Consider the following 22,296-nt stretch of genomic DNA (forward strand, 5'->3'; position numbering starts at 1 on the left):
TGAAAGGAAAAATCTATGAAATGGTACGTTTTGCAATTTACTACGACGAGGTTTGCTGCTGTTTTCTCCCATCTTGAACAGCATAACTTTTCTTACTACTGCCCTATGATTTCAGAAAAGTATCGCCGCCCGGATAAACAAATCTCGTTCAGAGAAAGGCTGTTACCACTTTTCCCAGGGTATCTTTTCATCCAGGCCGATTTTGAAAAAATTCACTCATCTACTATCACCGCATTACCTTATGTTCAGCGGTTTATTGCTTTTGGTGGAGAGCCGTTACCTGTACCTGATGAGGAAATATTTAACGTACAACAAGGAGAACGGAATCAACTTAGCCATACTAACGCCCCCCGTTTGGTGGAAATAATGCTGATGGATGATCCAAGGAAGAGAAGTATAGCCATGCTCAACTACATCACAGAAAAAAGCTTAACCCACAAAATGAAACGGAAGAAAAATGACTGTTACCAGAAAAAAGACTTCAAGCAAGCGCAAGCCTCAACGTAATACCCTCTATCTCCCTTCTGACGTTCGTGATGAAGTTGAGCGAATCGCTGTTGAGATTAGCTACCGCCGGGGAAGGCGTATTTCTGACTCTGGTTTTGTGCAGTATCTCATTAAAACATGTTCACAAAAGGCAATAGATGAACTCATAAACGGAGCCGATATCGACTCCGAAGAGTAATCGTTCTGCCGATCTGTTCCGTGCTGTTCTGGCCGGGAGTAATCAATGTTATCTACCTCAGCTTTTATCGCGCTTGCTATGCAATGCGCCGCCAGCGTTCATCCTGATACTGCTCATGAAGTTGCAAGGGTTGAATCTGGCTTTAATCCTTATGCTATAGCCGAGATTATACCGAAAGGTGAGCGTAAGCCCGGTGATAGTGGCGTAATTTCTTATTTCCCAAGTTCTAAGGAGGATGCACTAAGCATAATAAAAAAAATTGAAGCTAGAAATCACCGTTATTCAACGGGTCTTATGCAAATAACAAGCACTAATTTTTCTAAATATGGCGTCAATGCAGAAAAACTTTTCTCGCAGTGTACAAACCTTACCGTATTCGAAAAAATCATGCTTGATTGCTATCAAAGGGGAGGGAGTTTAAAAAACGCTCTTAGTTGTTATTACTCTGGAAATTTTGTGACGGGGCAAAAATCTGAATCAAATTTTAATAATACGAGCTATACGCAGCGTATTGGTTATAGCCGTCCAGACAACAAAAAGGTATGGGCTGTTCCATCGGTTAAGGATGAAATAGGAAAGGAGACTGCAACACAGGACATTACGCGAAAAGAAACTACTGTTTATCCAAAATATGCCATGCGTGGCACCGTATCAGATGAAAAGGAAACAAACGATGTTGAAACTGAATAAACGTTACTTAACACTCACTGTCTTTATGGCTGCCTTAATGCTTTGTGTTGCGGAACCAGCTTTTGCTGATGATGTATCTACAAAGACTACCGGTTTTTTACAAAAGATCATTGATTTCCTTACTGACTTGAGAAAACCAGCAATCACCATTATTTGCTTAGGTATTGCATATATTGCGCTGTTTGCACGTCAACATATGACATGGATTTATCCTCTGATTATCGGGATGATTATCTTTATCATTGCTCCTTACGTACCGGACTGGTTGTCATAAGTTAATCTCAGGGGCGTAAATATGAGTACTCTTTTTAAAGGGCTGACACGCCCCGCTTTAATCCGGGGGTTGGGCGTTCCGCTCTACCCCTTCCTTGGAATGTGCCTTATTTCTGTATTACTTGGTGTATGGATTCATGATGCAATGTATGCACTCATATTGCCAGGGTGGTATGCCATCAAGCGAGTAACACAGATCGATGAGCGTTTCTTTGACCTGCTTTATCTACGAACTGTAATCAAAGGTCATCCCTTGTCAAACAAACGCTTCAGTGCCGTCCATTATGCGGGGAGCCAGTATGATGAAGTTGATATTTCCAGAGTGGACAATTTTATGAAGCTGAAAGACCAGTCTTCTATTGAGGAGCTGATACCGTACTCTTCTCATATCACAGATAATCTAATCGTCACAAAAAGCCGTGATTTGCTGGCTACCTGGCATATTGACGGCGCTTACTTTGAATGTGTTGATGAGGAGGATCTGACGTTACTGACAGACCAACTCAACACGCTTATTCGAAGCTTTGAGGGTAAGCCTGTGACGTTCTACACACACCGTGTTCGTGTAAAGAAAGAGGTTCAGTCTTCATTTAACAGTAAAATCCCATTTGTTAACCGGGTTATGAATGATTATTACCGTTCTCTTTCTGAGCCTGAATATTTTGAAAACAAACTTTATCTGACAGTCTGTTATAAGCCTTTCAATGCTGAAGATAAAGTTTCACATTTTCTTTCAAGGAATAAGCGGAATAAAAATATTTTTGATGAACCCATTAACGACATGAACGAAATTTGTGGCAGACTTGATACTTATCTGTCCAGGTTCCACTCTCGCCGTCTTGGTTTGTTTGAAGAAAATAGCAAGGTATTTTCTGACCAACTTTCCCTTTTTCAGTATCTGCTATCCGGGAAGTTTCAAAAGGTAAGAGTAACTAATAGTCCTTTTTATACTTATCTTGGCGGTAAAGACTTGTTTTTCGGTAACGATGCAGGGCAAATTACAGCTTCTGATCACGCCAGATATTTCCGGTGCATTGAAATAAAGGATTACTTTCAGGAGACGGACGCCGGAATTTTTGATGCGCTGATGTATCTCCCTGTTGAATATGTCTTTACATCGTCTTTCACTACGATGGATAAGCAAGCCTCCATCAAGGCGCTGGACGATCAGATTGATAAGCTTGAGATGACTGATGATGCGGCTAAATCATTGCTGGCTGATTTGCATGTTGGTCTGGATATGGTTTCCAGTGGTTACAACTCTTTTGGTAAGAGTCACCAGACGCTGATTGTTTTTGCTGACACGCCGGAACGTCTGGTTAAAGACACCAATATAGTGACCACAACCCTTGAAGACCTTGGGCTTATTATCACATATTCGACCCTGAGTCTTGGGGCTGCGTATTTTGCTCAGTTACCGGGTAATTATAACTTGCGCCCTCGCTTGTGTACCCTTAGCAGTCTTAATTTTGCTGAAATGGAAAGCTTCCATAACTTCTTTACAGGGAAAGAAAAAGGGAATACCTGGGGTGACAGATTAATTACCTTGCGCGGTTCTGGTAATGATATTTATCACCTCAACTACCATATGACCACGGAAAACCAGAATTTCTTTGGTAAAAACCCAACGCTGGGACATACGGAAATTCTTGGGACATCAAACGTAGGTAAAACTGTCCTTTTAATGACGAAAGCATACGCCGTACAACAGTACGGTGCGCCGGAGTCCTTTCCGTCTAACCGAAAGGTCAGGAAACTGACCACTGTTTTTTTTGATAAAGACAGGGCGGGTGAAGTCGGCATTCGCGCTATGGGAGGTGAATATTACCGGGTTAAGGGTGGCGCACCGACCGGGTGGAATCCAGCGGCTCTGAAGCCAACCAAGCGTAACATCGCTTTTATGAAGGATTTGATAAGACTGATTTGTACGCTTAATAACAATACCCTGGATGATTACCAGAACGGCCTGATTTCAGATGCAGTTGAGCGTTTAATGGCAAGGGAAGATCGTTCATTCCCTGTCAGTAAACTTATTCCGCTTATTCTTGAACCAGATGATGCAGAAACTAAGCGTCATGGTATCAAGGCTCGTCTTAAAGCGTGGAAACAGGGAGGTGAATACGGCTGGGTCATTGATAATCGCACAGATACTTTTGACGTATCCAATCTGGATGTTTTTGGTGTTGATGGTACGGAATTTCTGGATGATAAAGTTGTTGCCCCGGTAGCTTCGTTTTATCTTATTTATCGCGTAACAATGCTGGCCGACGGCCGACGACTCATTATTTATATGGATGAGTTCTGGCAGTGGCTGAACAACGATGCTTTCAGGGATTTCGTTTATAACAAACTCAAGACTGGACGTAAGCTGGATATGGTGCTCGTTGTCGCTACGCAGTCGCCGGATGAGCTGATTAAAACGCCGATAGCAGCTGCTGTTCGTGAACAGTGTGCCACACATATCTATCTTGCAAATCCTAAAGCCAAGCGTGGGGAATATGTCGACGGCCTACAGGTAAAAGAGCTTTATTTTGACAAAATTAAAGCTATTGACCCGCTTTCGCGTCAGTTCATGGTGGTCAAAAACCCACAGCGGCAGGGCGAACGCGATGACTTTGCAGCCTTTGCAAAGTTAGATCTGGGTAAAGCCGCTTATTATCTCCCGATTTTAAGTGCTTCTACGGAGCAGCTGGAGCTGTTCGATGAAATCTGGAAAGAAGGGATGAAACCGGAAGACTGGATTGATATCTATCTTGAACGTGCCAATCGTGGAATTAATTAAGGTGAATATGATGAAAAAACAATTTCTGGCCGCAACGCTCATCTGTTGCTCGGCAAGCGCCTTTGCTATAGGTAGCGGGGTGATTGTGCATGATGCAAAGTCAGCGTTAGATACGGCGGCGCAGTGGGTAAAAGAGGCCAAACAGTGGGAGAACGAGCTTACGGCCTATAAGGACGAGCTGTTAACGAAAACAGGTATCCGTGACGTTCAGGGGCTGGTTCAGGACGCACAGTCTGTCAGTAAGGAACTAACACAGATTTACGACCAGGGTAATGCATTTATCGATGACTACATTAAAAACCCTGATGCTGTGCTCTCTGCGCAGGCTAAATCGCTGCTTTCCGACTACAAGGTAACGGATACCTGTAAAGGGCTGGGGTACACAGGTAACCAGGTTCGGGGATGTGAGGCGACATTCCTGTCCCAGTTGGCAGGGGTTGAGTACGGTAATCAGCTTGAAGAAAAGCTGCGTAGCGACAACCAGTCGATGAAAGACCTTATCGATCAGGTTAAAAACGCGAAGGACACTAAAGCTACACAGGACGCGACTAATGCTGTCTCTCTGGAGAACCTGAAGTTCGAGAAGCTCAAATTTCAGTATGAAATGTATCGCGATAAGCAGCGCGATCTTGCAGAATACAAGATGAAGATGTCGGAGGCTGCATTCCAAAAGAAACAGTTGGATGCAGTCAATGCGGATACACCAATTGTTGATTATAAGTCAGCGTTTGATCAGCAGAGCTATGAAATGAACTGAGGAGGAACTTTGAAAAAATATGGAGTAGTTGCAGCGTTAGGGCTTACATTCTTTCTTGCCGGGTGTGAAGAGGTAAAGTCTGTAGACTGGTGGCAGTCTCACGTAGACGAAGCAACTAAAAAAGTAGCTGAATGCAAAAAGTCTGGTAGTGATAGTGACAATTGTAAAAATGCTAAAGAAGGTTTGTTTAGATATAAGCAATTGCATCCTAAGCACATTGACATTAAAGACGCATTCAAAGATGTTTTGGGTAAAGAGGGAAGTTAAAAGGAGCCATTATGGCAACTTCTAGGTTTTTCCAAGCCGCCCATGACGTTATTGTTAAAGTTCTCGACCAGTCTTTGACTGGTCAGTTAGATAACTTTTCTTCAATAGCGTATCAATTGGGTAAGTATGGTATTTCTATTTATATATTGTGGTATGCCTATACAGTAATTGTAGGGAAACAGAAATCTCATGTTCAGGATTTTATCTGGAATTTATTTCGTTTTTGGCTGATCCTTGTTTTTGTCAGGAATATGGGCGGTTGGCTAGATAGCGCTAATCAGGCTATAGATGGACTAAAGGAAACATTTGCAGGAGGTGACCCTTGGAAATGGGTTGATGAACTTTGGGAAAAAGTTCAGCAAGTTGCAGCATATCTTATGTCAAAAGATACTTCCACGTATGTTAAAACAGACGGCGCTATTGCGGCGATATTAACATATGCTGGCGGTATATTAGCGCTGCTATTAACATCTATAGTTTATCTTGCTGCTGAAGTTACACTTAAAATGCTAACTATTACTGCGCCATTGTTTATTGTTTGCCTTTCTTTTGGTTTTTTAAGGCAAATGTTTAATAGCTGGCTACAGTTAATATTTAGCTCATGTTTTATATTTCTGTTTTGCGGTTTGGCTATTAAAGCGGGAATGACTTTCCTTAATGGCATCTTGACCATATCTATAGCAAATGCAGACGAACTAAATCTCATCTCGACCGGTGCTCAAGCCGGGGTTGCGGGTGCATTCATGGCCTGGATTATCTGGCAGGCCAAAACCTATGCTTCACAGCTCGCAGGTGTTGGCGTTGAGGGGGCATTGCAGGGGGCTGCTGCTATGGGGATAGGTGCTGGCGTATTTGGTGCTTCCCGCATGGCGCGTGGTGCTCTTGGCATGGGGAGAAACGCAGGTATTGGCGCATGGAAGGGCATTAGTCGTCAGAAAGGGGGGCTTGGTCAGTCTCCGGGAATGTCCGGTAAGCTGGGTAATCTGACCGGGCAGGGGTTAAATATTGGTGCAAAAAAACTGCGTAGTGCCGCAATCGAAATGGCTAAGAAGAAATATGGAGGGTAGGTGAATAATTTATTATATATGGTTATTTTCATCTTTTTTATTACTGCCTGTTTGATAATGTCTTTTTTTACCAGTTAATCCCACTCTACTTTCTCACTCATCTTTAATCTCAGGTTTTACTATGAAACTAATTATCACGTTTTTCGTGACACTTTGTCTGTTTGGTTGTCAGGCGTCACACAAACAACCTCCGGTTTCCGGGAAAAGCGAACCTGTTAATTCAGCAGAGGTAATGCGCAATGGGGTTTAAAATTCCACAATTAAAACTGCCCGGTTTTAATAAGAAAAAAGAAGTAACGGACTCTTCAACCACATTTGAAGAGAAAAATGTAGTGTTACAGGAGAAAATGAACCGCATATATAAATTTGGTGGTATTGCTGGGATGGCCGTTGGTGTGTTGTCGCTGCTTGCCCTGAATGGTGCGCTTCCGTTAAAGAGTACGGTTGTCGAGGCTTATCTTATTAATGGTGTCACTGGCGTTGCTGAAAGACTGACTTCTGTTAAAAAAGAAAATCTCTCTGAAAATGAAGCGCTGGCAAAATACTTTATCACTCAGTACGTTAAACGTCGCGAAGGTTATAACTATTTTAGTCTTCAGCATGACTATGATTATGTATTGCTCTATAGCGCTGAAAATGTGGCAACTGAATATAATGCTCTAATCAATAGCAGTAATTCACCTAAAGTCATTTACAGAAAAGCTGAAAGAACGGCTACCGTGCAAGATAAGCCGTCTGTCATTATCAGCCCGTCATCCCGTCCTGATGATAAGGATATGGGGGCATATGTTCGCTTTAAACTAACCGTCAGGGATGTGGCGACAGGCCAAAATAATGATGAATACTGGAATATCCGGCTAACTTACCGGATTGAGCCACAGGTCGAAATGGCATCGGGTGAACGTAATAATAATCCGCTCAAATTCGTTGTAACCAGCTACGTTCGCGATAAAGAAGTTAAAGGGTGAAAATATGAAAATAAGAAAAGGAGCGTTAGTAATTGCGCTTCTGATGGCTGCGCACATTTGTAATGCGGCAGTACAGCCATCGGGAAGCCGCTTCGATCCACGAAACCAGATTGTCAGTTATAACCCTCAAAATACGACTGTTATTAACAGTGCAGTCGGCTATACAACCACACTGGTATTTGATGACGACGAAACTGTTATCAGTGCCAGAACAGGCTTCCCCCAGGGATGGTCGGTGAATAAAGAAGATAATCTTGTTTATGTCGAAGTGAAGCCAGTTAAACAGACGGTGCAGAACAACAACACGGACGAGAACGGAAAGCAGTCATCTGAAGTCGTTAACGTGGCTCTTGACCCTGAAACCGATCTGGAACGCTGGCGAACAAACCTGTTTGTCCGTACCACAAAACGCAATTACAGCATGGAGCTGAACGCCCGGACGTTTCGCCAGCCGGATAAAATTGCTTTTGTTGTGAATTACCAGTACCCGCAGGAAAGGCGTAAAGAGCAGGCCGAGATCGAGAAAAAAAGGATTGAGGCTTACAACAAGCGACAGGAAGAAAAAACCATCAACAACGCGCTTGAAAATGCCAAATCTCCGCGCAACTGGCAGTACTGGAAGCGAGTTGCTGAAGGTAGCCAGGATATCAGCCCGGATTATGCATATGACGATGGCCGTTATACCTGGTTTGGATTCAGCCCACTGAAGAAAATCCCGAGTATTTTTGTCATGAGCGGCGATCAGGAAACCCTGACTAATCCGGTAGTGAAGAAAAGCAGCAGTTTTACCGTTGTGGGTGTGCCTGTAGACCAGCGTTTTGTGTTGCGTATCGGAAATCAGGTTGTCGGGGTTGAAAATCGGGGCTTTGGCAAAGTCCGGCTTCCGGCAGGAGACACCGTATCTCCGAAAGTTGAAAAAGAGGTGATCCAGTGAGCGAACAGGAAAATAAAACTCTCACCGCCGTTGAAATTGAGCGGGAACTGCGCGAACGGCGACAGAAAGAGCTTGAGCAGGCCGACAAAACAGATAAAGAGGAGGATTCAGGACGGCCAGCTAACAGCCTGGGCATCGAGAAGCTTAAAAAATCACGTAAGGGGCTAATCATCATTGTGGCCGCCTTTGTTCTGCTGGCTGCTGGGGTATCCGTCTATTATGTCCCTTCCATCATCCGTTCAATGTCCAGTAATGACGAAAAACCAGCCAGTAGTGATGTGGCTACGGGGTCGGTGAAGCGTCAGACCGGGTTAAGCGATGACGTTGACCCTTTTAATTCTGACCAAAAGACGCAGGGCGGGCAGGAAGAGAAAAAAGGGGATAACAACAGCGGGAAAGCTGAAGCAGCGCCAGAAAGCGTACAGCATAACTTCAGCCGTGCGCTTGATGTGTCTTATGGTGGCAGTAGCTCTGCGGCATCGGGAGGTTCCGGCAGCGCCTCAACACAAAAAGCCAGTGAAACCAAAGGTGGAGGTAATACCAGCACGACACAGGAGGTCGAGCCTGTTAATGCCGGAGCGCCCGTATCGCTGTCGAAAATTACCAGGGTTCCCTATGATCCCAATCTATTTATTCCAGAAAATACGGGCATACCCTGTTCACTGGACAGAAAGTTTATCTCTGATCTCGCAGGAAAATTGGTCTGCACGGTTAATTCTGACATTTACAGTGCCAACGGTAATGTAAAACTCATCGAAAAAGGAACTGCCGCCCATGTGATTTATAAAGCCGGTTCCCTTCAGCACGGTCAGGGCGCTGTATTCCTTATGGCGACCAAACTGAGAACACGCACTGCACCGTTTATCGATATTCCGCTGATTGATACACAGGCGGCTGGGCCATTAGGTGAGGCCGGAGCGTCAGGCTGGATTGATACGCATTTTTGGGAGCGTTTTTCCGGGGCTATGATGGTTGGCATGATCCCCGATGTGGCTCAGTGGGCGAGTGGAGCCGCTAAAAACAATAAGGATAACCAGACGGACTATACCGCAAACAGCCGACAGGCTTTTGCTGATATCGCCCGTGAAGCCTTTTCTAACAGTGTGAATATTCCACCAACGCTTTATAAAAATCAGGGGGAGATTATTACTCTGATTGTCGGTCAGGATCTGGATTTCTCAGGTATCTATAAACTGAAAATGCGATAAGAGGTCAGGTAATGCAGGGTGATATTAATACTGAAAATCGCCATATTGTTTACGATATCGTGAATGATTATTTTCATCAGTGGCTAAATAGTGTGGAGGGTTTAACCGAGATTGCCGTAAATCGTCCCGGTGAACTGTTTGTTAAAGTCAGGGGTAAATGGCAGCAACACCAAACGAGTATGACTTTTGGTGACTGTATGTCATTTGCTGGGGCAATTTCTGATTATCATGATGGGGGTTCTGTTACGCCAGAATATCCATTGCGCTCTGCCACGCTCCCCCTTGGGGAGCGCGTACAGATTGTCATCCCCCCGGCAACGGAACGTGAAACGGTATCAATCACAATTCGTAAGCCGTCCAGTGTTTTTATTGACCATGAAACATTCGTTAAACAGGGTTTCTACTCGAAGCTAAATCAGGGCGCTGATTTCAGGAATAAAGAGGACGAATTATCTTTAATGTTTAAAGATAATCGTTTTGAACGGTTTATTCCTGAATGTCTGGTTAAAGGTAAAACGATGGTGTTCTGTGCCGGAACCGGAGCCGGGAAAACCACGTTTGCAAATGCCTGTCTGCAATACATCCCTCATCATCTGCGATGTGTTTCAATAGAAGATACTGATGAGGCAAAATTCCGTTTTCATAAAAACCATGTGAAGCTGTATTACCCGTCAGAGGGTGAAAGTATCGTTGTTAACTCGGCCTCTCTACTACGTTCTGGTTTTCGTATGAATCCAGACAGGATACTGATGACAGAAGTTCGTGGCGCGGAAGCCTGGGATTTTCTTAAAGGTTCAAGTTCCGGCCACGCAGGAAACATAACCACGGTACATGAAAGCACGCCTGAAGATGCTGTGCTTGGCCTTGTTCAGCGGTGTTATATGAACCCGGAATGCCAGAATCTGCCCTATAACATTATACTGCGAAGGGTTTTGAGCAACGTCGATGTAATCATGAGTATTAAGTACATTGATGACGAAGACCTACGCTTTGCATCGGGTATTTACTATCGCGATATTCACTTTCAGGAATACTTTGAAAAGCTGAAGGAGTGATCATGTCTCTTAAACTCTCTGATAAAGGGCAGTGGCTCTTTATCGGTTTTGTTATGTGTCTTTTTACGTATTATGCAGGTTCTGTTGCTGTCTACTTTTTTAATGGTAAAACGCCACTGTTCATATGGAAGAACTTCGACTCTATGTTACTCTGGCGACTCATGACAGAAAGTAATATACGGTCAGATATCAGAATTACGGCAATGCCCGCTCTTCTTTCTGGTTTAGCTGCCTCAGTTATCGTTCCCGTTTTTATTATCTGGCAATTGAATAAAAAAGATTTTTCTCTCTATGGTGATGCGAAATTTGCCAGCGATGATGATTTAAAAAAATCAAAGCTGCTAAAATGGGAGAAAGAGAATGACGACGATATACTTGTCGGCGCTTACAAGGGAAAATATCTCTGGTATACGGCTCCTGATTTTGTTTCGCTGGGTGCAGGTACACGCGCGGGTAAAGGTGCTGCAATAGGAATTCCTAATCTTCTGGTAAGAAAGCACTCTCTTATTGCTTTAGACCCAAAACAGGAACTGTGGAAAATCACCAGTAAAGTTCGCGAGGTGATTCTCCAGAATAAAGTTTTTTTGTTAGACCCCTTTAACAGTAAAACGCATAAGTTTAACCCGCTTTTCTATATTGATTTAAAAGCTGAGAGTGGCGCTAAAGACTTACTGAAGCTGATAGAAATTCTGTTCCCGTCTTATGGTATGACGGGAGCCGAAGCCCACTTTAACAACCTTGCCGGGCAATACTGGACTGGCCTTGCAAAACTGCTTCACTTTTTTATCAATTACGCTCCTGACTGGCTTAACGAATTCAATCTTAAACCCATTTTCTCAATCGGTTCTGTTGTTGACCTTTACAGCAATATTGATCGGGAAAACGTACTGGCTAACCGTGAAGACTTTGAGGGGATAGCGGGATTAGATGAAACGGCATTGTTTCACTTACGGGATGCATTGACGAAAATCCGTGAGTACCACGAAACTGAAGACGAACAGCGTTCAAGTATCGATGGTTCATTCCGTAAAAAAATGAGTCTGTTTTACCTCCCTACCGTCAGAAAATGTACTGACGGTAATGATTTTGACCTTCGCCAGCTGCGCCGGGAAGATATCTCTATTTATGTTGGCGTGAATGCGGAGGATATGTCCCTTGCCTATGACTTCCTGAACCTGTTCTTTAACTTTGTCGTTGAAGTCACATTGAGGGAAAACCCGGATTTTGACCCAACGCTTAAGCATGACTGTTTAATGTTTCTAGATGAGTTCCCTTCAATTGGTTATATGCCGATTATTAAAAAAGGTTCGGGGTACATTGCAGGCTTTAAACTCAAGCTTTTGACGATTTATCAGAATATCAGCCAGCTTAATGAAATCTACGGTATAGAGGGAGCTAAGACTCTGATGAGTGCGCACCCTTGCCGGATTATCTATGCTGTCAGTGAAGAGGATGATGCTAAAAAGATTTCAGAGAAGCTTGGTTATACAACCGCTAAGTCTACTGGTTCCAGTAAAACGAGCGGTCGTTCGACATCAAAAAGCAATTCCGAAAGTGACGCTCAACGCGCTCTGGTACTTCCACAGGAGCTGGGAACGCTGGAGTTTTCAGAGGAGTTTATCATCCTGAAGGGTGAGAACCCTGTTAAAGCCAAAAAAGCCCTTTACTACCTTGATTCGTATTTTATGGACAGGCTTATGCTGGTAAGTCCGAAGCTGGCTGCTTTAACGTCCAGTCTTAACAAGACAAAAAATATCTTTGGTGTTAAGGGGCTTAAATACCCTTCAAAAGAAAAAATGCTTTCCGTAGGTGAGCTTGAATCTGAGGTTTTATTATGAAAAGAATAGTGCTGGCTGGTTTTGTCTTTCTTTCTGCCTGTTCATCACCTCCTGAACCCCCACAGGTTGACTGGAAGAAAAACCCGGAAACAATGAATTCACAGTTAATGGACTGGCAACCTACTTTTACGGTAATTAAATCTGACCGTGTTAATTCATCCTGGGTAAAGGTTATAAAAAACTTTACTCCTGAGAACCGTCTTTACGATGATGCGGTTTTCTATGCTGTTGCTCATTCAGACTCAATTATTATTGAAAGTAGCCGGGGTGAAGACTTCTTTACTGCAAAAAACTGGCTTAGGTCTAACGGTGCATATGGATTAATCCAGTACCGATATAAGCGTGATGAATTTGGTGTTAAATCCATCAATATCTATCTTCAGAAAGGATGACATTATGAATGTTCGCAATGTGCTTATAGTTCCGCTCGTTCTTGCTGTGTTGACAACGCCTGCTTTAGCCAAAAAGCATAACCACACTGACGGGTTAAACCAGACGGGTGATCCATGTGAATTGTTAACCTGCATGGCCGGAAAATTACAGGGGGATACACAGCCAGCCTGTCAGACAGTTAATCAGCGCTTTTTCAATGTCCGGGTTTTTACCCCCTACTATAATCCTGAAGCCACAGCAAGGCTTAGGCAAAGTATCTTAAATACCTGTGACGGCGCTGTAATCAATAAAGACAATCTGGAAATGATTATTCAGCGCTATGGTCGCTCATTCCAGGAATAACGATAACCCCGAAAATTTCAGATTTTAATCTGAGGTTTGCGGGGTTGAACAACCGAAGGACGTTAGTTATGGATAAAATGATTTTAAAAATGTCACGTCATAATATTCAAACAGTAACGGTTACTCAGAATCTAAGTGATTTGAAAAATACAGGTAATGAGACAGTGAATGCGATTATCGAAAACTGTACCGCTTACATCTCTCTGGTTAATTGCAATGATAAAATTTTTCTGGATGAATGTGACGTTGAGAAACAGGATAAAGAGGATTAAAGATTATGGTGAGGATTATTATGGGATCAGCAGCAGGAAGAGTCAGTGATATTCTGTTTATTTTCATAGGATACTCTAAAAAGGTTGCCTCAGTGTTTACTCGGCTACTCTTTTTTATGGCTTGGTTCCCTGTATTGGTTTATGGGTTTTATCGTATCGCCGTTATCTTATGGGGAAGTACATCTGAATCTGAATACTATTACTTTGAGCGTTTTTTTAATTATACAATTAATTTGTATAGCTTGATTATTCCTATGTTGGTAGTTGTTGGTGTTTCAATCATCGTGATTTTCTCACTGTTTAAGATAGGAACTATCATGTGGGAGGAAAAGAAACGATGAAGTGTTTTCTTTATGCTTTTTCTCTTTTTGTAGTCGTGCTTCCAGCTACGTTGTGTGCAGCAGAAATTCAGGGAAAAGTTATCCGTGTGCTCGATGGTGACACCATCGAAGTATTGCAGGATAAAAAGCCCGTCAGGATTCGCCTGGCAAACATCGATGCACCGGAAAAGAAACAGGCTTTCGGGCGCTGGTCAACCAATCAGCTTAAAGGCCTGGTTGCAGCGCTGCCCGTCACGGTGACGTATACGCAGACAGATCGCTACGGGCGCATTATCGGGCGTGTGTTCACGGCGAACGGCACAGAGGCCAACCGCTTTATGGTGCAATCTGGTGCAGCATGGGTTTACGACAAGTACAACAGCGATAATTCATTACCGGCTCTGCAAAGGGCAGCACAGGAACAAAAGCGCGGCCTGTGGGCTGACAGTCAACCAGTGCCGCCGTGGGAATGGCGGCATAGTAAATAAAGAGGAATGAAACGATGATGACTGAATCCGATAAAGAACGTTTCAATAACCGTTTATGTGTTGGTAACTTGCTTGTAAGTGCAGATGTTTATGTTACACCAGGCATGACAGAAAGCGCGGCTGAGGTAAAGTTAATCGTCCCTAACGATGATTATCAAAAGGCAATGGATTTGTATGATCGTATTTGCCAGTTTGCTTTGCTTCATGGTGAAGATTTACAAGGGTTGTTCCAGACAGACAGATATTACTATATGTCATGTTTCGTGCGTGATATTGAAGCATTTAAGAAAGAATTTGAAAATGAGGAGGAGTTAAACCCTTTATTCAATCATGATAAGGGTGAAACGGCTGAGTTTCTTATCAGTTTCCCGGAGAAAGCTAACTATGATGATAAGGAACCAGTTAAACAATCCTTTCTGGAAATCACACAAAAACATGTCGATTCATTAGATGAACTTACATGGGGTAATTTTGAACACAGAGCATTCACTGGCGGAACGGTAGGTTTTGGCATCAATCCCCATACAATGGAACGCATTAACTTTGATGATGAGCGTGACAAAATAACAAAACTATCTCGTAAGGATTTCGTAGCGTCTAATCTCACTGATTCTTTCGAAGATGATTTTTATGTCAATCCTTTGTTCAATAAAGCAGAACAAATTGGTGAGATTGACGGTTATTCCGTTTTCTTCAATCCCAGGGGTTTTTATTTTTACTGGAACAAAGAAACCGAATACCTGCTTGAAAGCTGGCTGACGTTTCCTGCTTATCCGTATGGCTGGTAAAGGAGCCAATAATGAAAGTGAGTTCAATAAAGACGGTTTATGATTTTATGCGTTACTGCCGTATGCCGCTCTGGTTTCAGCGTTCAATCAGGGATATGAAAGTCGGTGACACCTTCATTCTTGGAAAATACACGCAGCCTGTTTCTCACGACAGTGATTCGTTTTGTGTACCTCCGCGCTATTCAGCTTGTCTGGATGGTAGCGAGGCTTGCTTCGTTGCGGAGGCGTGGATAGAAAAAGAGCGCGGGGTATACTCTTTTTACGCTACATGGACATTCCCGACAAAACCAGAACGTGCGCATGTTATGACATTTGGGGAATTCAGAATCCACAAAGGCGGCATTATAGAGTTCGATAATAAAAACGTTGAACCTGACGATAAGAACCATACGGTAAGAAGTTTCGCGCTTGTATCTCGTTATCTCGCGCATATGCTCAACTGCATGTCTGATGAAGATAAAAAAGTCTATTTTAAGAATAACAGTTCTCCTTTATTCAATGGTGTATGGCTGGATAGTGATTGCAATGAAAGGAGACAGCGTGCCGTAGAAGTTGATGGGAAAATTAAACGAGTATGGATTAATTACAAAGATTATATGCCAACGCATCAACTTTCCGCAATTGTTGAAGCTGCCTTTGCTACTGGCGCACTTCAGCTGGAGGATTAAAAATGGAACATGATAAGAAAACAGCACAAGACGCCCTGAAAAAATCGCAAGGGCATGTTCTGGTTCATGGGAGGACGGGGACAGGAAAAAGTAAACTACTCGAAGAAGCAACTATCCCCGATTCGCGTTACTTTGACTTTTCAAAAATGTGCGGTGCAACATGTTATCCAGACTTGCATTTCCTTTGCCGTACTAATGAAGATATTTACTTGGATCATATTCTGGATGCGAAGGAATCCACTGTCATTCTCGATAGTGTAGAATTTCCACAGAACATAAATGATTCATTTCTGTATGATTTTTTAAAAATCATGAGCGCCAGAGGGAAGCGAGTTATTGCTGTTGCATTTACTTCTAACACTCTGGAAAACTTTAAGCCAGTGTTTGAGTATGAAATAGAAACCCGGCGATTAGAAGATGGTTCTTTCACCTGCACAACAACGAGTAAAACAGGCAGCGTGGAGTCATTATTGAAAAACCGATATGTCTGGGAGGATGATGACAATGAAGATACTTTTTCATTAGCAAGGGATGTCAGTGACCAGCTATCAATAATAGTTAACGCCTTTGACAAAGATAATGCACAAGAAATTATTGTTGCGGCAGCGGGCGAAATTCAGTCCTTAGTACAAAAAGATTGTATTGACAGGAGCCATTAATATGAGACTTTTTATTGCTGAAAAACCATCATTAGCAAAAGCGATTTTCGAAGGATTAGGTGGCAACCCTAATACGGAGAAGAAAAACGGTTATTTTGAACACGGCGCTGATGCTGTTACCTGGTGTTATGGTCATATGCTTGAGCTTTATGACCCGCAGGATTATGACGAAAAATATGCTAACTGGCGATTCAGCGATTTACCGATTAAAGCCGTTTATCCACCCACGTACAAACTAAAACCTGAATCTGAAGCACAGACCCGCATTATTCTGTCGCTGATAGAAAAAGCCGATAGCATTGTTCATGCTGGCGACCCCGACGATGAAGGGTGTTTACTGGTTGATGAGATTTTAGGTTATGCCGGAAACAAGAAGCCCGTCCAGCGGCTGCTGGTTGCCGATCTCAACCTTGCGCCAGTGCAAAAATCGCTGGCAAACATGCAGCCTAACGAAAAATTTCGCGGCATGACAGATAGCGCTTTGGCACGTTCTCTATGCGATCAGGACTTTGGTTATAATATGACGCGAGGCTGTACGCTCAAAGGCCGTGAGAAGGGATATGACGGTGTTCTGAACGTTGGTCGTGTACAGAGTGCAGTTCTCGGACTGGTGAACATGCGCACGCTGGCAAACCAGAATCACACTGAAAGCTTTTACTACGATGTTTTCGCCAGTCTGAAGATGAACGGGAATCATATTAAGGCGAAATATCAGACAACGGACGGCGATCAGATCGACGATAAAAAACGCCTGATTTCAGAAGCACAGGCCGCGCATATTGCCGAACGGGTAGCGGGTAAGGACGCTTTCGTGACGATCGCGACAACTAAACCGGAAAATACCAAACCGCCGCTGCCCTTGAACTTGTCCACGCTTCAGCAACTTTGTGCAAAACGATACGGTTATACGGCTAAGGAAACGCTGGATGTGATGCAGGGGCTGTATGAAACACACAAGCTGCTGACCTATCCCCGCTCTGACAACCGCTATCTTTCAGATGAGCATTTTTATCAGGCCGGGGATATTGCAGTCGCTATCGCGGCCACAATGCCGGAACTGGCGTCGGCAACCGCAGATATGGAGAAGGAACAAAAGCATAAAGCCTTTAACGCCAGTAAGATCGAGGCACACCATGCCATTATTCCGACGACGAAAAGCGGAGCCGGTATTCAGCTCAGTGAGAAAGAGCGGAACGTCTATAACCTGGTGGCCGTCTATTTCATTGGTCTGTTTTACCCGGATGCCATCCGTGACAAAACAAAAATTCACTTCGATATTAAAGGTGATACCTTCACGGCCACACAAAGCGTTCTGATACAAAAGGGCTGGGAAGCGCTGGGTAAAGACAATGATGAAGAGGACGATGCCGAAGATGCCGGAACGGGCGGTTTTGATTTATCGACTCTGAAATTTAATGACAGCGGCCTGTGTGAGTCGGCTGACGTGGACAAGAAAAAGACAACTCCACCCCGCTATTTTACGGAGTCAACGTTACTGGCCGCGATGACCAGTGCGGCAAAATTTATCGATGATCCGGCTCTGAGAAAAGCGCTTGAAGCCAAAGACGAGGGGAGCAGTGACCGGGGCAGTATCGGCACAGAAGCTACCCGTGCGGGTATCCTTGAAAAACTGGCTGCCAATACCGGGCTTATCTCGATAGAGAAAGAAAAGGGCTACTCTGAGTTGGTATGGAAAACAACAAAACAGGGGCAGGAGTTCTGCGCTGCTCTTCCGCCTGAAGTGATTAAACCCAACATATCGGCAATATGGGCTGAAAAACAGGCGCAAATCAAATCCGGCGAACTGACCGTTGAGGATTTTATCAGAGACAACGACGATTATATTCGCGGTTTAATCGACGATCTGGATAAAAACGGGATTAACATTTCGTCTAATGCCACGCCCTGCCCTGTCTGTAGCAAAGGTTTTCTGCGCAAACGTAAGGGGCAGAATGGCTTTTTCTGGGGGTGCTCATGTTATCCTGAGTGTAAAACATCATTCCCGGATAAAGATGGAGAACCTGTTACAGAGAAACAGGCTTCTGAGGGGGCAAGCGCCCGTCTTGGTGTCCCCTGCCCTTCCTGTAACAAAGAGATTTTAATCAGGCCAAAAGGCTTTTTCTGTACGGGGTGTGAGTTTAAAATCTGGTCTGAGTTTTCCGGCAAGAAACTGACACAAAATCAGGTTGAAACGGTGATAAAAAAAGGTAAAACCAGCGAGATTAAAGGGTTTACCAGCAAAGCCGGGAAAAAATTTGACGCTGTAGTTACCTTGCAGGATAAATCTACAGGCAAACTTGGTTTTGAGTTCAGGAAAAAATAATGGTGAAAACCAGACAAGACTGGCTTTTCCAGTTAAGAAAGTGCCAACACCGGGAAACCTTAGAGAAAGTTATAGAAAAAAATGAACGCAGCCTTACCGCTGGAGAGCTGGTAACATTTTATTCTGCTGCTGATCACCGATTGGCTGAGATAATCATGAATAAACTGTTTGATAAAATCCCCGCATCAGTCTGGCAACACGTCAGATAACCCATAAAGAGAGGAACTATGAGCGATAATGAAACGTTTGATGCAGCCCGAAGACTTCTGACGAATATTCGTTCTGTCCGTGTCTTTGCGCGTGAAACGAGCTTTGAGCAACTGCTGGAAATGCAGGAAAAGTTGAACGCTGTTATCGAAGAGCGGCGAGAAGATGCTGAACGTGAAGCCGCAGAACGTCAGGAACGTGAGAAAAAACGTCAGGAATTGCTTCAGCTCATCGCTGGGGAAGGTTTTTCTCCTGAAGAGTTGCTTGGTCTGACCGACGATGCGCCAAATGCACGTAAGAGTAAATTGCCGAAAGCACCGCCAAAGTATCAGTTTGAAGAAAATGGCGAAGTTAAATTCTGGTCTGGCCGTGGACGTTCGCCAAAACCGATTGATGAAGCGTTAAAGGCTGGCCGTTCTCTGGACGATTTTCTTATCAAGAAAGAGCCGTCTGGTTCTGCTGACGATAAACAGTAACTTTATAAGCCCTCCAGGTTGTGCGGAGGGTTTTAAGGAGATTAAAACGTGAGTGACTTATCACCCTACAAACAAATCATCCCGGCAACAGACTGGTATTTCAGGCATGATAATGTCCCCGGTGAGCATGGCGAATCGACCGTATACCAGCTTGCTGCATGGGCGCTAAAAGAAAATGGGGATATTGTCGGACTGGTGACTGTTCGCGATATCGATACAGGGCATCCTAAGCTGGTAACGCCGCCTCCAGTTCCCGGAGATTACTTGCATAAAGAACAGCTCACCGATGATGAAAAAACGTGGGCGAAAAAGCGTTGAGTCGTTTCCCCCCTCAAGCCTCTGTACCGGAGGCTTCCTTAATCCTGCCAGCAAAGATACCTTCTGCAGCTGATGCGGCCGCGCAATAATGCCAGCATAATTCCTTTCTCGATGCCAGTCGGCGACCCAAAATGCCAGCAAAAATGATTGCATTCGGTTTCGGGCTACTATATTTTATCTGTATCGTACAATACAGATAAGGGTGAGCATATGGATCATGTCGGAATAGCAAAGGTATGGCGTCAGCGGAATCAGGAACATGCTGATTCCGGTGTTGTGCTTATATGGGATGGCGAGGCGTATGGCTGGAAAAACGTTCTCCGCGATCCACAGCATGAACGCCCAGGAGCAATTGCCGTCGATGCCGAAGGTAATATGTTTATTGCCGAGGGCGGGAATGACTATGACGGCGCTAAATGCTGGGTAGTCTTTCAGGAGTCCTGATAATGACCAGAGCCACAGAACGCGCTTACAACGAGCTACAGCAGGCGTTTGATTTCTACAATCAGAGGCTGTTTAACGGCGAACTTCCCGACTGCCTGATCACCTTCCAGCGCGGTAAAAACACGATGGGCTATTTCAGCTTCAGACGTTTTGTTGCTGCTGATGGCAGCGGCAAAATGATTGATGAGATTGCCCTGAATCCTGAGTATTTTCCGGCATATCCGCTTATTGAAGTTATGCAGACTCTGGTTCATGAACAGTGTCATATGTGGCAATTTCACTTTGGTAACCCTTCCCGCAAGACGTACCACAATGCGCAGTGGGCGGCCAAAATGGAAAGCATCGGACTAATGCCCTCTTCCACCGGGAGACCTGGTGGCGCGAAAGTCGGCCAGAAAATTAACGACTATCCGATCCCCGGCGGTCGCTTCCAGCTTGTCACACTGGAACTGTTTCAGGGGCAATTTGCGTTGAGCTGGTTTGACCGCTTCCCCGTTCAGGTTGAACAACAGAAAGACATGACCGCCGTTATCGAACAATGGCGGGAAACGCTGGCTCAGGCGCATCAGAATGCAGGCTCCGGCATTGATATTGAAGCGGTGCTGTCAATGGCTCTGTTACCGTCAGTGACGCCACAGAACGGGAACGCAGATTCAGAAGTTATAGCCGGGAGCAATACGTCCTTTGTTGCGGCGTTTGAGGACAAGCCTAAACGGAACAAGGCAAAATATCAGTGTCCGGGGTGCGGTGCTGCTGTGTGGGGTAAGGCCGGGCTGAATATCCATTGCGGAGATTGTGAACAAGCTTTCAGAGAAAGCTAAGTGCCAGCAAAATTCTACGACCGCAGCAGTTGGCCATCGATTTTTTGCCAGCAAATCTTTCTTCCGGATTCGTGCCGGCGTGATAAAAATGACAGCAAAAGAGGTTTTCTATGGGGCATTACACCATCAGAACAAATGACGATGAAGATCAGGTTATCAGAAAGGCGCAGGAGGTTACCGGAATGGCGTCAGCCAGTAAAGCCTTTATGACGGCCATCCTTGAGCTTCAGCGTAACAGAGACGAGATAACGCAGCTCAGGCGCTCACTAGCGCAAGAAAAAGCGCGGAGTCAGGAGCTAGTATCATCGGTGAATCAATTCCGTTCCAGCCTGAATACTATGTTCGAGCTGGCCGACAACGGCAAAAGTTAATATCATCAGTTTTGTCAGGGCGTAGTTGGGGGCTTTCTTTCACGGGGGATGGCGACGCTTCAGTTTAAAAAATCGGGATTAACCTCCCTTCACTCGAACTCAGATTTCACGTAGCGCACGCTGTTTCAGACGCAAAAAAGCCCGACTGGTGAGATCGGGCTTTTTTGTTTTCCGGTTCGGAGTTGGTGCTCTGGCCGGGGAAGTCACTCTACATCTAACACCCATAATATTATGGCACTTGACACAGGCTGTCCAGTGGCAGTTGACACAAGTTGTCAACTGACTGAATTACAGCATGAGTTTCGCCAGCAGATCGGTATAATTGCGGGGTTAGCTCTGTAAGTGGCCTCCCTGCCCTTCCCCGTTCCGGCGGGTATGAATAGTTTCAAAAGTCCTGGCTGAACAAACAGGTGGTGCTGTGTTTGGTGCTCTGGCAGGAGGAAGTCACTCTACATCTAACAATGCGAGAGAACCGTTGTGACAGGCAGTGTATGAGTAAGCAACGGTGATTTCCTCCAGCTTATCTGGAGAACCGGATGATTAATCTGTTAATCATCGTTCTTAGAGCGGTAGCGGCGCTGGCAAACGCGCTGATTGCTATTCTGGAACTGATCCGCCAGTTCATCGATTGATGAATACGGAAACGTAACTAAGGCTGGGGGCTAACCACCTCCGGCCTTTAATAAAAACATCGTTTAGTTACAACATTCATCTGATGCGCATAACCCCCCCCACCTAACCTTTTAGGGGTCAGTTTGGAGATCGGAAATTTTTGTACGTTAAGCGCATTATTTAACCAATCTTGGTTCGTAGGGGTCGTCTCAGAAAACGGAATCTATGGTCACTCCCGTTTTTGCAACACCGATTTTGACGATAAATTGG

28 protein-coding genes are annotated in these 22,296 nt (G+C 44.5%); all 28 read left to right on the forward strand.

Features of this window, described 5'->3' with window-relative positions; all coding sequences use genetic code 11:
- Positions 1-15: 15 nt before the first annotated feature.
- The 28 genes from ACVCAM_RS21890 to dqlB all read left to right on the forward strand — a co-directional run bounded on the left by ACVCAM_RS21890 (position 16) and on the right by dqlB (position 22,046).
- The gene (locus ACVCAM_RS21890) at positions 16-507 is read left to right on the forward strand and encodes a transcription termination/antitermination NusG family protein (protein WP_044715152.1); all 492 of its coding nucleotides are present in this window, start codon (positions 16-18) and stop codon (positions 505-507) included.
- 223 nt (positions 508-730) lie between these two features.
- The gene (locus ACVCAM_RS21895) at positions 731-1,375 is read left to right on the forward strand and encodes a lytic transglycosylase domain-containing protein (RefSeq protein ID WP_044715155.1); all 645 of its coding nucleotides are present in this window, start codon (positions 731-733) and stop codon (positions 1,373-1,375) included.
- On the forward strand, positions 1,359-1,649 hold the full coding sequence (locus ACVCAM_RS21900) for a TrbC/VirB2 family protein (protein WP_044715156.1): 291 nt from the start codon (positions 1,359-1,361) through the stop codon (positions 1,647-1,649). Before ACVCAM_RS21895 ends, ACVCAM_RS21900 begins: the two co-directional genes overlap by 17 nt.
- Before the next feature lie 21 nt (positions 1,650-1,670).
- A complete protein-coding gene (locus tag ACVCAM_RS21905) occupies positions 1,671-4,430 on the forward strand; it encodes a VirB4 family type IV secretion/conjugal transfer ATPase (RefSeq protein ID WP_044715159.1) in 2,760 nt (919 codons plus the stop codon).
- A 10-nt stretch (positions 4,431-4,440) separates the two neighbouring features.
- A complete protein-coding gene (locus ACVCAM_RS21910) occupies positions 4,441-5,187 on the forward strand; it encodes a type IV secretion system protein (protein WP_044715162.1) in 747 nt (248 codons plus the stop codon).
- A 9-nt stretch (positions 5,188-5,196) separates the two neighbouring features.
- Positions 5,197-5,454, forward strand: coding sequence for an EexN family lipoprotein (locus ACVCAM_RS21915; protein WP_044715163.1), 258 nt, complete (start codon positions 5,197-5,199; stop codon positions 5,452-5,454).
- Between the two features lie 11 nt (positions 5,455-5,465).
- A complete protein-coding gene (locus ACVCAM_RS21920; RefSeq protein ID WP_044715165.1) occupies positions 5,466-6,521 on the forward strand; it encodes a type IV secretion system protein in 1,056 nt (351 codons plus the stop codon).
- 239 nt (positions 6,522-6,760) lie between these two features.
- Entirely contained in the window at positions 6,761-7,489 is a 729-nt protein-coding gene (locus tag ACVCAM_RS21925) for a virB8 family protein (RefSeq protein ID WP_044715168.1), read from the forward strand.
- Positions 7,490-7,493: 4 nt separating this feature from the next.
- On the forward strand, positions 7,494-8,423 hold the full coding sequence (locus tag ACVCAM_RS21930; RefSeq protein WP_044715170.1) for a TrbG/VirB9 family P-type conjugative transfer protein: 930 nt from the start codon (positions 7,494-7,496) through the stop codon (positions 8,421-8,423).
- The gene (gene virB10 / locus ACVCAM_RS21935; protein ID WP_085281061.1) at positions 8,420-9,631 is read left to right on the forward strand and encodes a VirB10/TraB/TrbI family type IV secretion system protein; all 1,212 of its coding nucleotides are present in this window, start codon (positions 8,420-8,422) and stop codon (positions 9,629-9,631) included. Before ACVCAM_RS21930 ends, virB10 begins: the two co-directional genes overlap by 4 nt.
- Positions 9,632-9,654: 23 nt before the next feature.
- Complete coding sequence (virB11, locus tag ACVCAM_RS21940) at positions 9,655-10,686, forward strand: P-type DNA transfer ATPase VirB11 (protein ID WP_085281062.1); 1,032 nt, start codon at positions 9,655-9,657, stop codon at positions 10,684-10,686.
- Between the two features lie 2 nt (positions 10,687-10,688).
- The gene (locus tag ACVCAM_RS21945) at positions 10,689-12,524 is read left to right on the forward strand and encodes a type IV secretory system conjugative DNA transfer family protein (protein WP_447093668.1); all 1,836 of its coding nucleotides are present in this window, start codon (positions 10,689-10,691) and stop codon (positions 12,522-12,524) included.
- Positions 12,521-12,916, forward strand: a complete 396-nt coding sequence (locus ACVCAM_RS21950) for a cag pathogenicity island Cag12 family protein (RefSeq protein ID WP_044715177.1) — start codon at positions 12,521-12,523, stop codon at positions 12,914-12,916. The genes ACVCAM_RS21945 and ACVCAM_RS21950 overlap by 4 nt, the downstream gene beginning before the upstream one ends.
- A 4-nt stretch (positions 12,917-12,920) precedes the next feature.
- Complete coding sequence (locus tag ACVCAM_RS21955; RefSeq protein WP_225622178.1) at positions 12,921-13,259, forward strand: hypothetical protein; 339 nt, start codon at positions 12,921-12,923, stop codon at positions 13,257-13,259.
- Positions 13,260-13,327: 68 nt separating this feature from the next.
- Positions 13,328-13,531, forward strand: a complete 204-nt coding sequence (locus tag ACVCAM_RS21960; RefSeq protein WP_044715181.1) for a hypothetical protein — start codon at positions 13,328-13,330, stop codon at positions 13,529-13,531.
- Positions 13,532-13,536: 5 nt separating this feature from the next.
- On the forward strand, positions 13,537-13,872 hold the full coding sequence (locus ACVCAM_RS21965) for a hypothetical protein (protein ID WP_050886236.1): 336 nt from the start codon (positions 13,537-13,539) through the stop codon (positions 13,870-13,872).
- Positions 13,869-14,339, forward strand: coding sequence for a thermonuclease family protein (locus ACVCAM_RS21970; RefSeq protein ID WP_044715183.1), 471 nt, complete (start codon positions 13,869-13,871; stop codon positions 14,337-14,339). Before ACVCAM_RS21965 ends, ACVCAM_RS21970 begins: the two co-directional genes overlap by 4 nt.
- A 14-nt stretch (positions 14,340-14,353) precedes the next feature.
- Positions 14,354-15,127, forward strand: coding sequence for a hypothetical protein (locus ACVCAM_RS21975; RefSeq protein WP_044715185.1), 774 nt, complete (start codon positions 14,354-14,356; stop codon positions 15,125-15,127).
- A gap of 11 nt (positions 15,128-15,138) precedes the next feature.
- Entirely contained in the window at positions 15,139-15,795 is a 657-nt protein-coding gene (locus ACVCAM_RS21980) for a hypothetical protein (RefSeq protein WP_044715189.1), read from the forward strand.
- A gap of 2 nt (positions 15,796-15,797) precedes the next feature.
- On the forward strand, positions 15,798-16,454 hold the full coding sequence (locus tag ACVCAM_RS21985; RefSeq protein ID WP_050886235.1) for a hypothetical protein: 657 nt from the start codon (positions 15,798-15,800) through the stop codon (positions 16,452-16,454).
- 1 nt (position 16,455) lies between these two features.
- Positions 16,456-18,777 (forward strand): type IA DNA topoisomerase, encoded by a 2,322-nt coding sequence (locus ACVCAM_RS21990; protein ID WP_044715191.1) that lies wholly within the window; start codon positions 16,456-16,458, stop codon positions 18,775-18,777.
- Positions 18,777-18,986, forward strand: coding sequence for a hemolysin expression modulator Hha (gene hha, locus ACVCAM_RS21995; RefSeq protein WP_044715194.1), 210 nt, complete (start codon positions 18,777-18,779; stop codon positions 18,984-18,986). Before ACVCAM_RS21990 ends, hha begins: the two co-directional genes overlap by 1 nt.
- An 18-nt stretch (positions 18,987-19,004) precedes the next feature.
- Positions 19,005-19,460 carry an H-NS histone family protein gene (locus ACVCAM_RS22000; RefSeq protein WP_044715196.1) on the forward strand — a complete coding sequence of 152 codons (456 nt, stop codon included), beginning with the start codon at positions 19,005-19,007 and terminating at the stop codon, positions 19,458-19,460.
- Between the two features lie 48 nt (positions 19,461-19,508).
- Positions 19,509-19,778 carry a hypothetical protein gene (locus tag ACVCAM_RS22005; RefSeq protein WP_044715198.1) on the forward strand — a complete coding sequence of 90 codons (270 nt, stop codon included), beginning with the start codon at positions 19,509-19,511 and terminating at the stop codon, positions 19,776-19,778.
- Between the two features lie 210 nt (positions 19,779-19,988).
- Entirely contained in the window at positions 19,989-20,222 is a 234-nt protein-coding gene (locus ACVCAM_RS22010) for an antirestriction protein ArdR (protein WP_044715201.1), read from the forward strand.
- 2 nt (positions 20,223-20,224) lie between these two features.
- Positions 20,225-21,043: a SprT-like domain-containing protein gene (locus ACVCAM_RS22015; protein WP_040080118.1), complete on the forward strand. Its 819-nt coding sequence runs from the start codon at positions 20,225-20,227 to the stop codon at positions 21,041-21,043.
- A gap of 110 nt (positions 21,044-21,153) precedes the next feature.
- Positions 21,154-21,414 carry a hypothetical protein gene (locus ACVCAM_RS22020; protein ID WP_040080119.1) on the forward strand — a complete coding sequence of 87 codons (261 nt, stop codon included), beginning with the start codon at positions 21,154-21,156 and terminating at the stop codon, positions 21,412-21,414.
- A gap of 536 nt (positions 21,415-21,950) precedes the next feature.
- Positions 21,951-22,046, forward strand: coding sequence for a DinQ-like type I toxin DqlB (gene dqlB / locus ACVCAM_RS22025; protein WP_000609145.1), 96 nt, complete (start codon positions 21,951-21,953; stop codon positions 22,044-22,046).
- The last annotated feature ends 250 nt before the right edge of the window (positions 22,047-22,296 follow it).

It is taken from the genome of Enterobacter sp. CFEC122 (assembly GCF_052983755.1).

What these genes read in the sequence shown, in the direction of transcription:
- ACVCAM_RS21890 (WP_044715152.1), top strand. Translation starts at nt 16, where the DNA reads ATGAAATGGTACGTTTTGCAATTTACTACGACGAGGTTTGCTGCTGTT.
- ACVCAM_RS21895 (WP_044715155.1), top strand. Translation starts at nt 731, where the DNA reads ATGTTATCTACCTCAGCTTTTATCGCGCTTGCTATGCAATGCGCCGCC.
- ACVCAM_RS21900 (WP_044715156.1), top strand. Translation starts at nt 1,359, where the DNA reads ATGTTGAAACTGAATAAACGTTACTTAACACTCACTGTCTTTATGGCT.
- ACVCAM_RS21905 (WP_044715159.1), top strand. Translation starts at nt 1,671, where the DNA reads ATGAGTACTCTTTTTAAAGGGCTGACACGCCCCGCTTTAATCCGGGGG.
- ACVCAM_RS21910 (WP_044715162.1), top strand. Translation starts at nt 4,441, where the DNA reads ATGAAAAAACAATTTCTGGCCGCAACGCTCATCTGTTGCTCGGCAAGC.
- ACVCAM_RS21920 (WP_044715165.1), top strand. Translation starts at nt 5,466, where the DNA reads ATGGCAACTTCTAGGTTTTTCCAAGCCGCCCATGACGTTATTGTTAAA.
- ACVCAM_RS21925 (WP_044715168.1), top strand. Translation starts at nt 6,761, where the DNA reads ATGGGGTTTAAAATTCCACAATTAAAACTGCCCGGTTTTAATAAGAAA.
- ACVCAM_RS21930 (WP_044715170.1), top strand. Translation starts at nt 7,494, where the DNA reads ATGAAAATAAGAAAAGGAGCGTTAGTAATTGCGCTTCTGATGGCTGCG.
- ACVCAM_RS21945 (WP_447093668.1), top strand. Translation starts at nt 10,689, where the DNA reads ATGTCTCTTAAACTCTCTGATAAAGGGCAGTGGCTCTTTATCGGTTTT.
- ACVCAM_RS21950 (WP_044715177.1), top strand. Translation starts at nt 12,521, where the DNA reads ATGAAAAGAATAGTGCTGGCTGGTTTTGTCTTTCTTTCTGCCTGTTCA.
- ACVCAM_RS21955 (WP_225622178.1), top strand. Translation starts at nt 12,921, where the DNA reads ATGAATGTTCGCAATGTGCTTATAGTTCCGCTCGTTCTTGCTGTGTTG.
- ACVCAM_RS21960 (WP_044715181.1), top strand. Translation starts at nt 13,328, where the DNA reads ATGGATAAAATGATTTTAAAAATGTCACGTCATAATATTCAAACAGTA.
- ACVCAM_RS21965 (WP_050886236.1), top strand. Translation starts at nt 13,537, where the DNA reads ATGGTGAGGATTATTATGGGATCAGCAGCAGGAAGAGTCAGTGATATT.
- ACVCAM_RS21970 (WP_044715183.1), top strand. Translation starts at nt 13,869, where the DNA reads ATGAAGTGTTTTCTTTATGCTTTTTCTCTTTTTGTAGTCGTGCTTCCA.
- ACVCAM_RS21975 (WP_044715185.1), top strand. Translation starts at nt 14,354, where the DNA reads ATGATGACTGAATCCGATAAAGAACGTTTCAATAACCGTTTATGTGTT.
- ACVCAM_RS21980 (WP_044715189.1), top strand. Translation starts at nt 15,139, where the DNA reads ATGAAAGTGAGTTCAATAAAGACGGTTTATGATTTTATGCGTTACTGC.
- ACVCAM_RS21985 (WP_050886235.1), top strand. Translation starts at nt 15,798, where the DNA reads ATGGAACATGATAAGAAAACAGCACAAGACGCCCTGAAAAAATCGCAA.
- ACVCAM_RS21990 (WP_044715191.1), top strand. Translation starts at nt 16,456, where the DNA reads ATGAGACTTTTTATTGCTGAAAAACCATCATTAGCAAAAGCGATTTTC.
- hha (WP_044715194.1), top strand. Translation starts at nt 18,777, where the DNA reads ATGGTGAAAACCAGACAAGACTGGCTTTTCCAGTTAAGAAAGTGCCAA.
- ACVCAM_RS22000 (WP_044715196.1), top strand. Translation starts at nt 19,005, where the DNA reads ATGAGCGATAATGAAACGTTTGATGCAGCCCGAAGACTTCTGACGAAT.
- ACVCAM_RS22010 (WP_044715201.1), top strand. Translation starts at nt 19,989, where the DNA reads ATGGATCATGTCGGAATAGCAAAGGTATGGCGTCAGCGGAATCAGGAA.
- ACVCAM_RS22015 (WP_040080118.1), top strand. Translation starts at nt 20,225, where the DNA reads ATGACCAGAGCCACAGAACGCGCTTACAACGAGCTACAGCAGGCGTTT.
- ACVCAM_RS22020 (WP_040080119.1), top strand. Translation starts at nt 21,154, where the DNA reads ATGGGGCATTACACCATCAGAACAAATGACGATGAAGATCAGGTTATC.
- dqlB (WP_000609145.1), top strand. Translation starts at nt 21,951, where the DNA reads ATGATTAATCTGTTAATCATCGTTCTTAGAGCGGTAGCGGCGCTGGCA.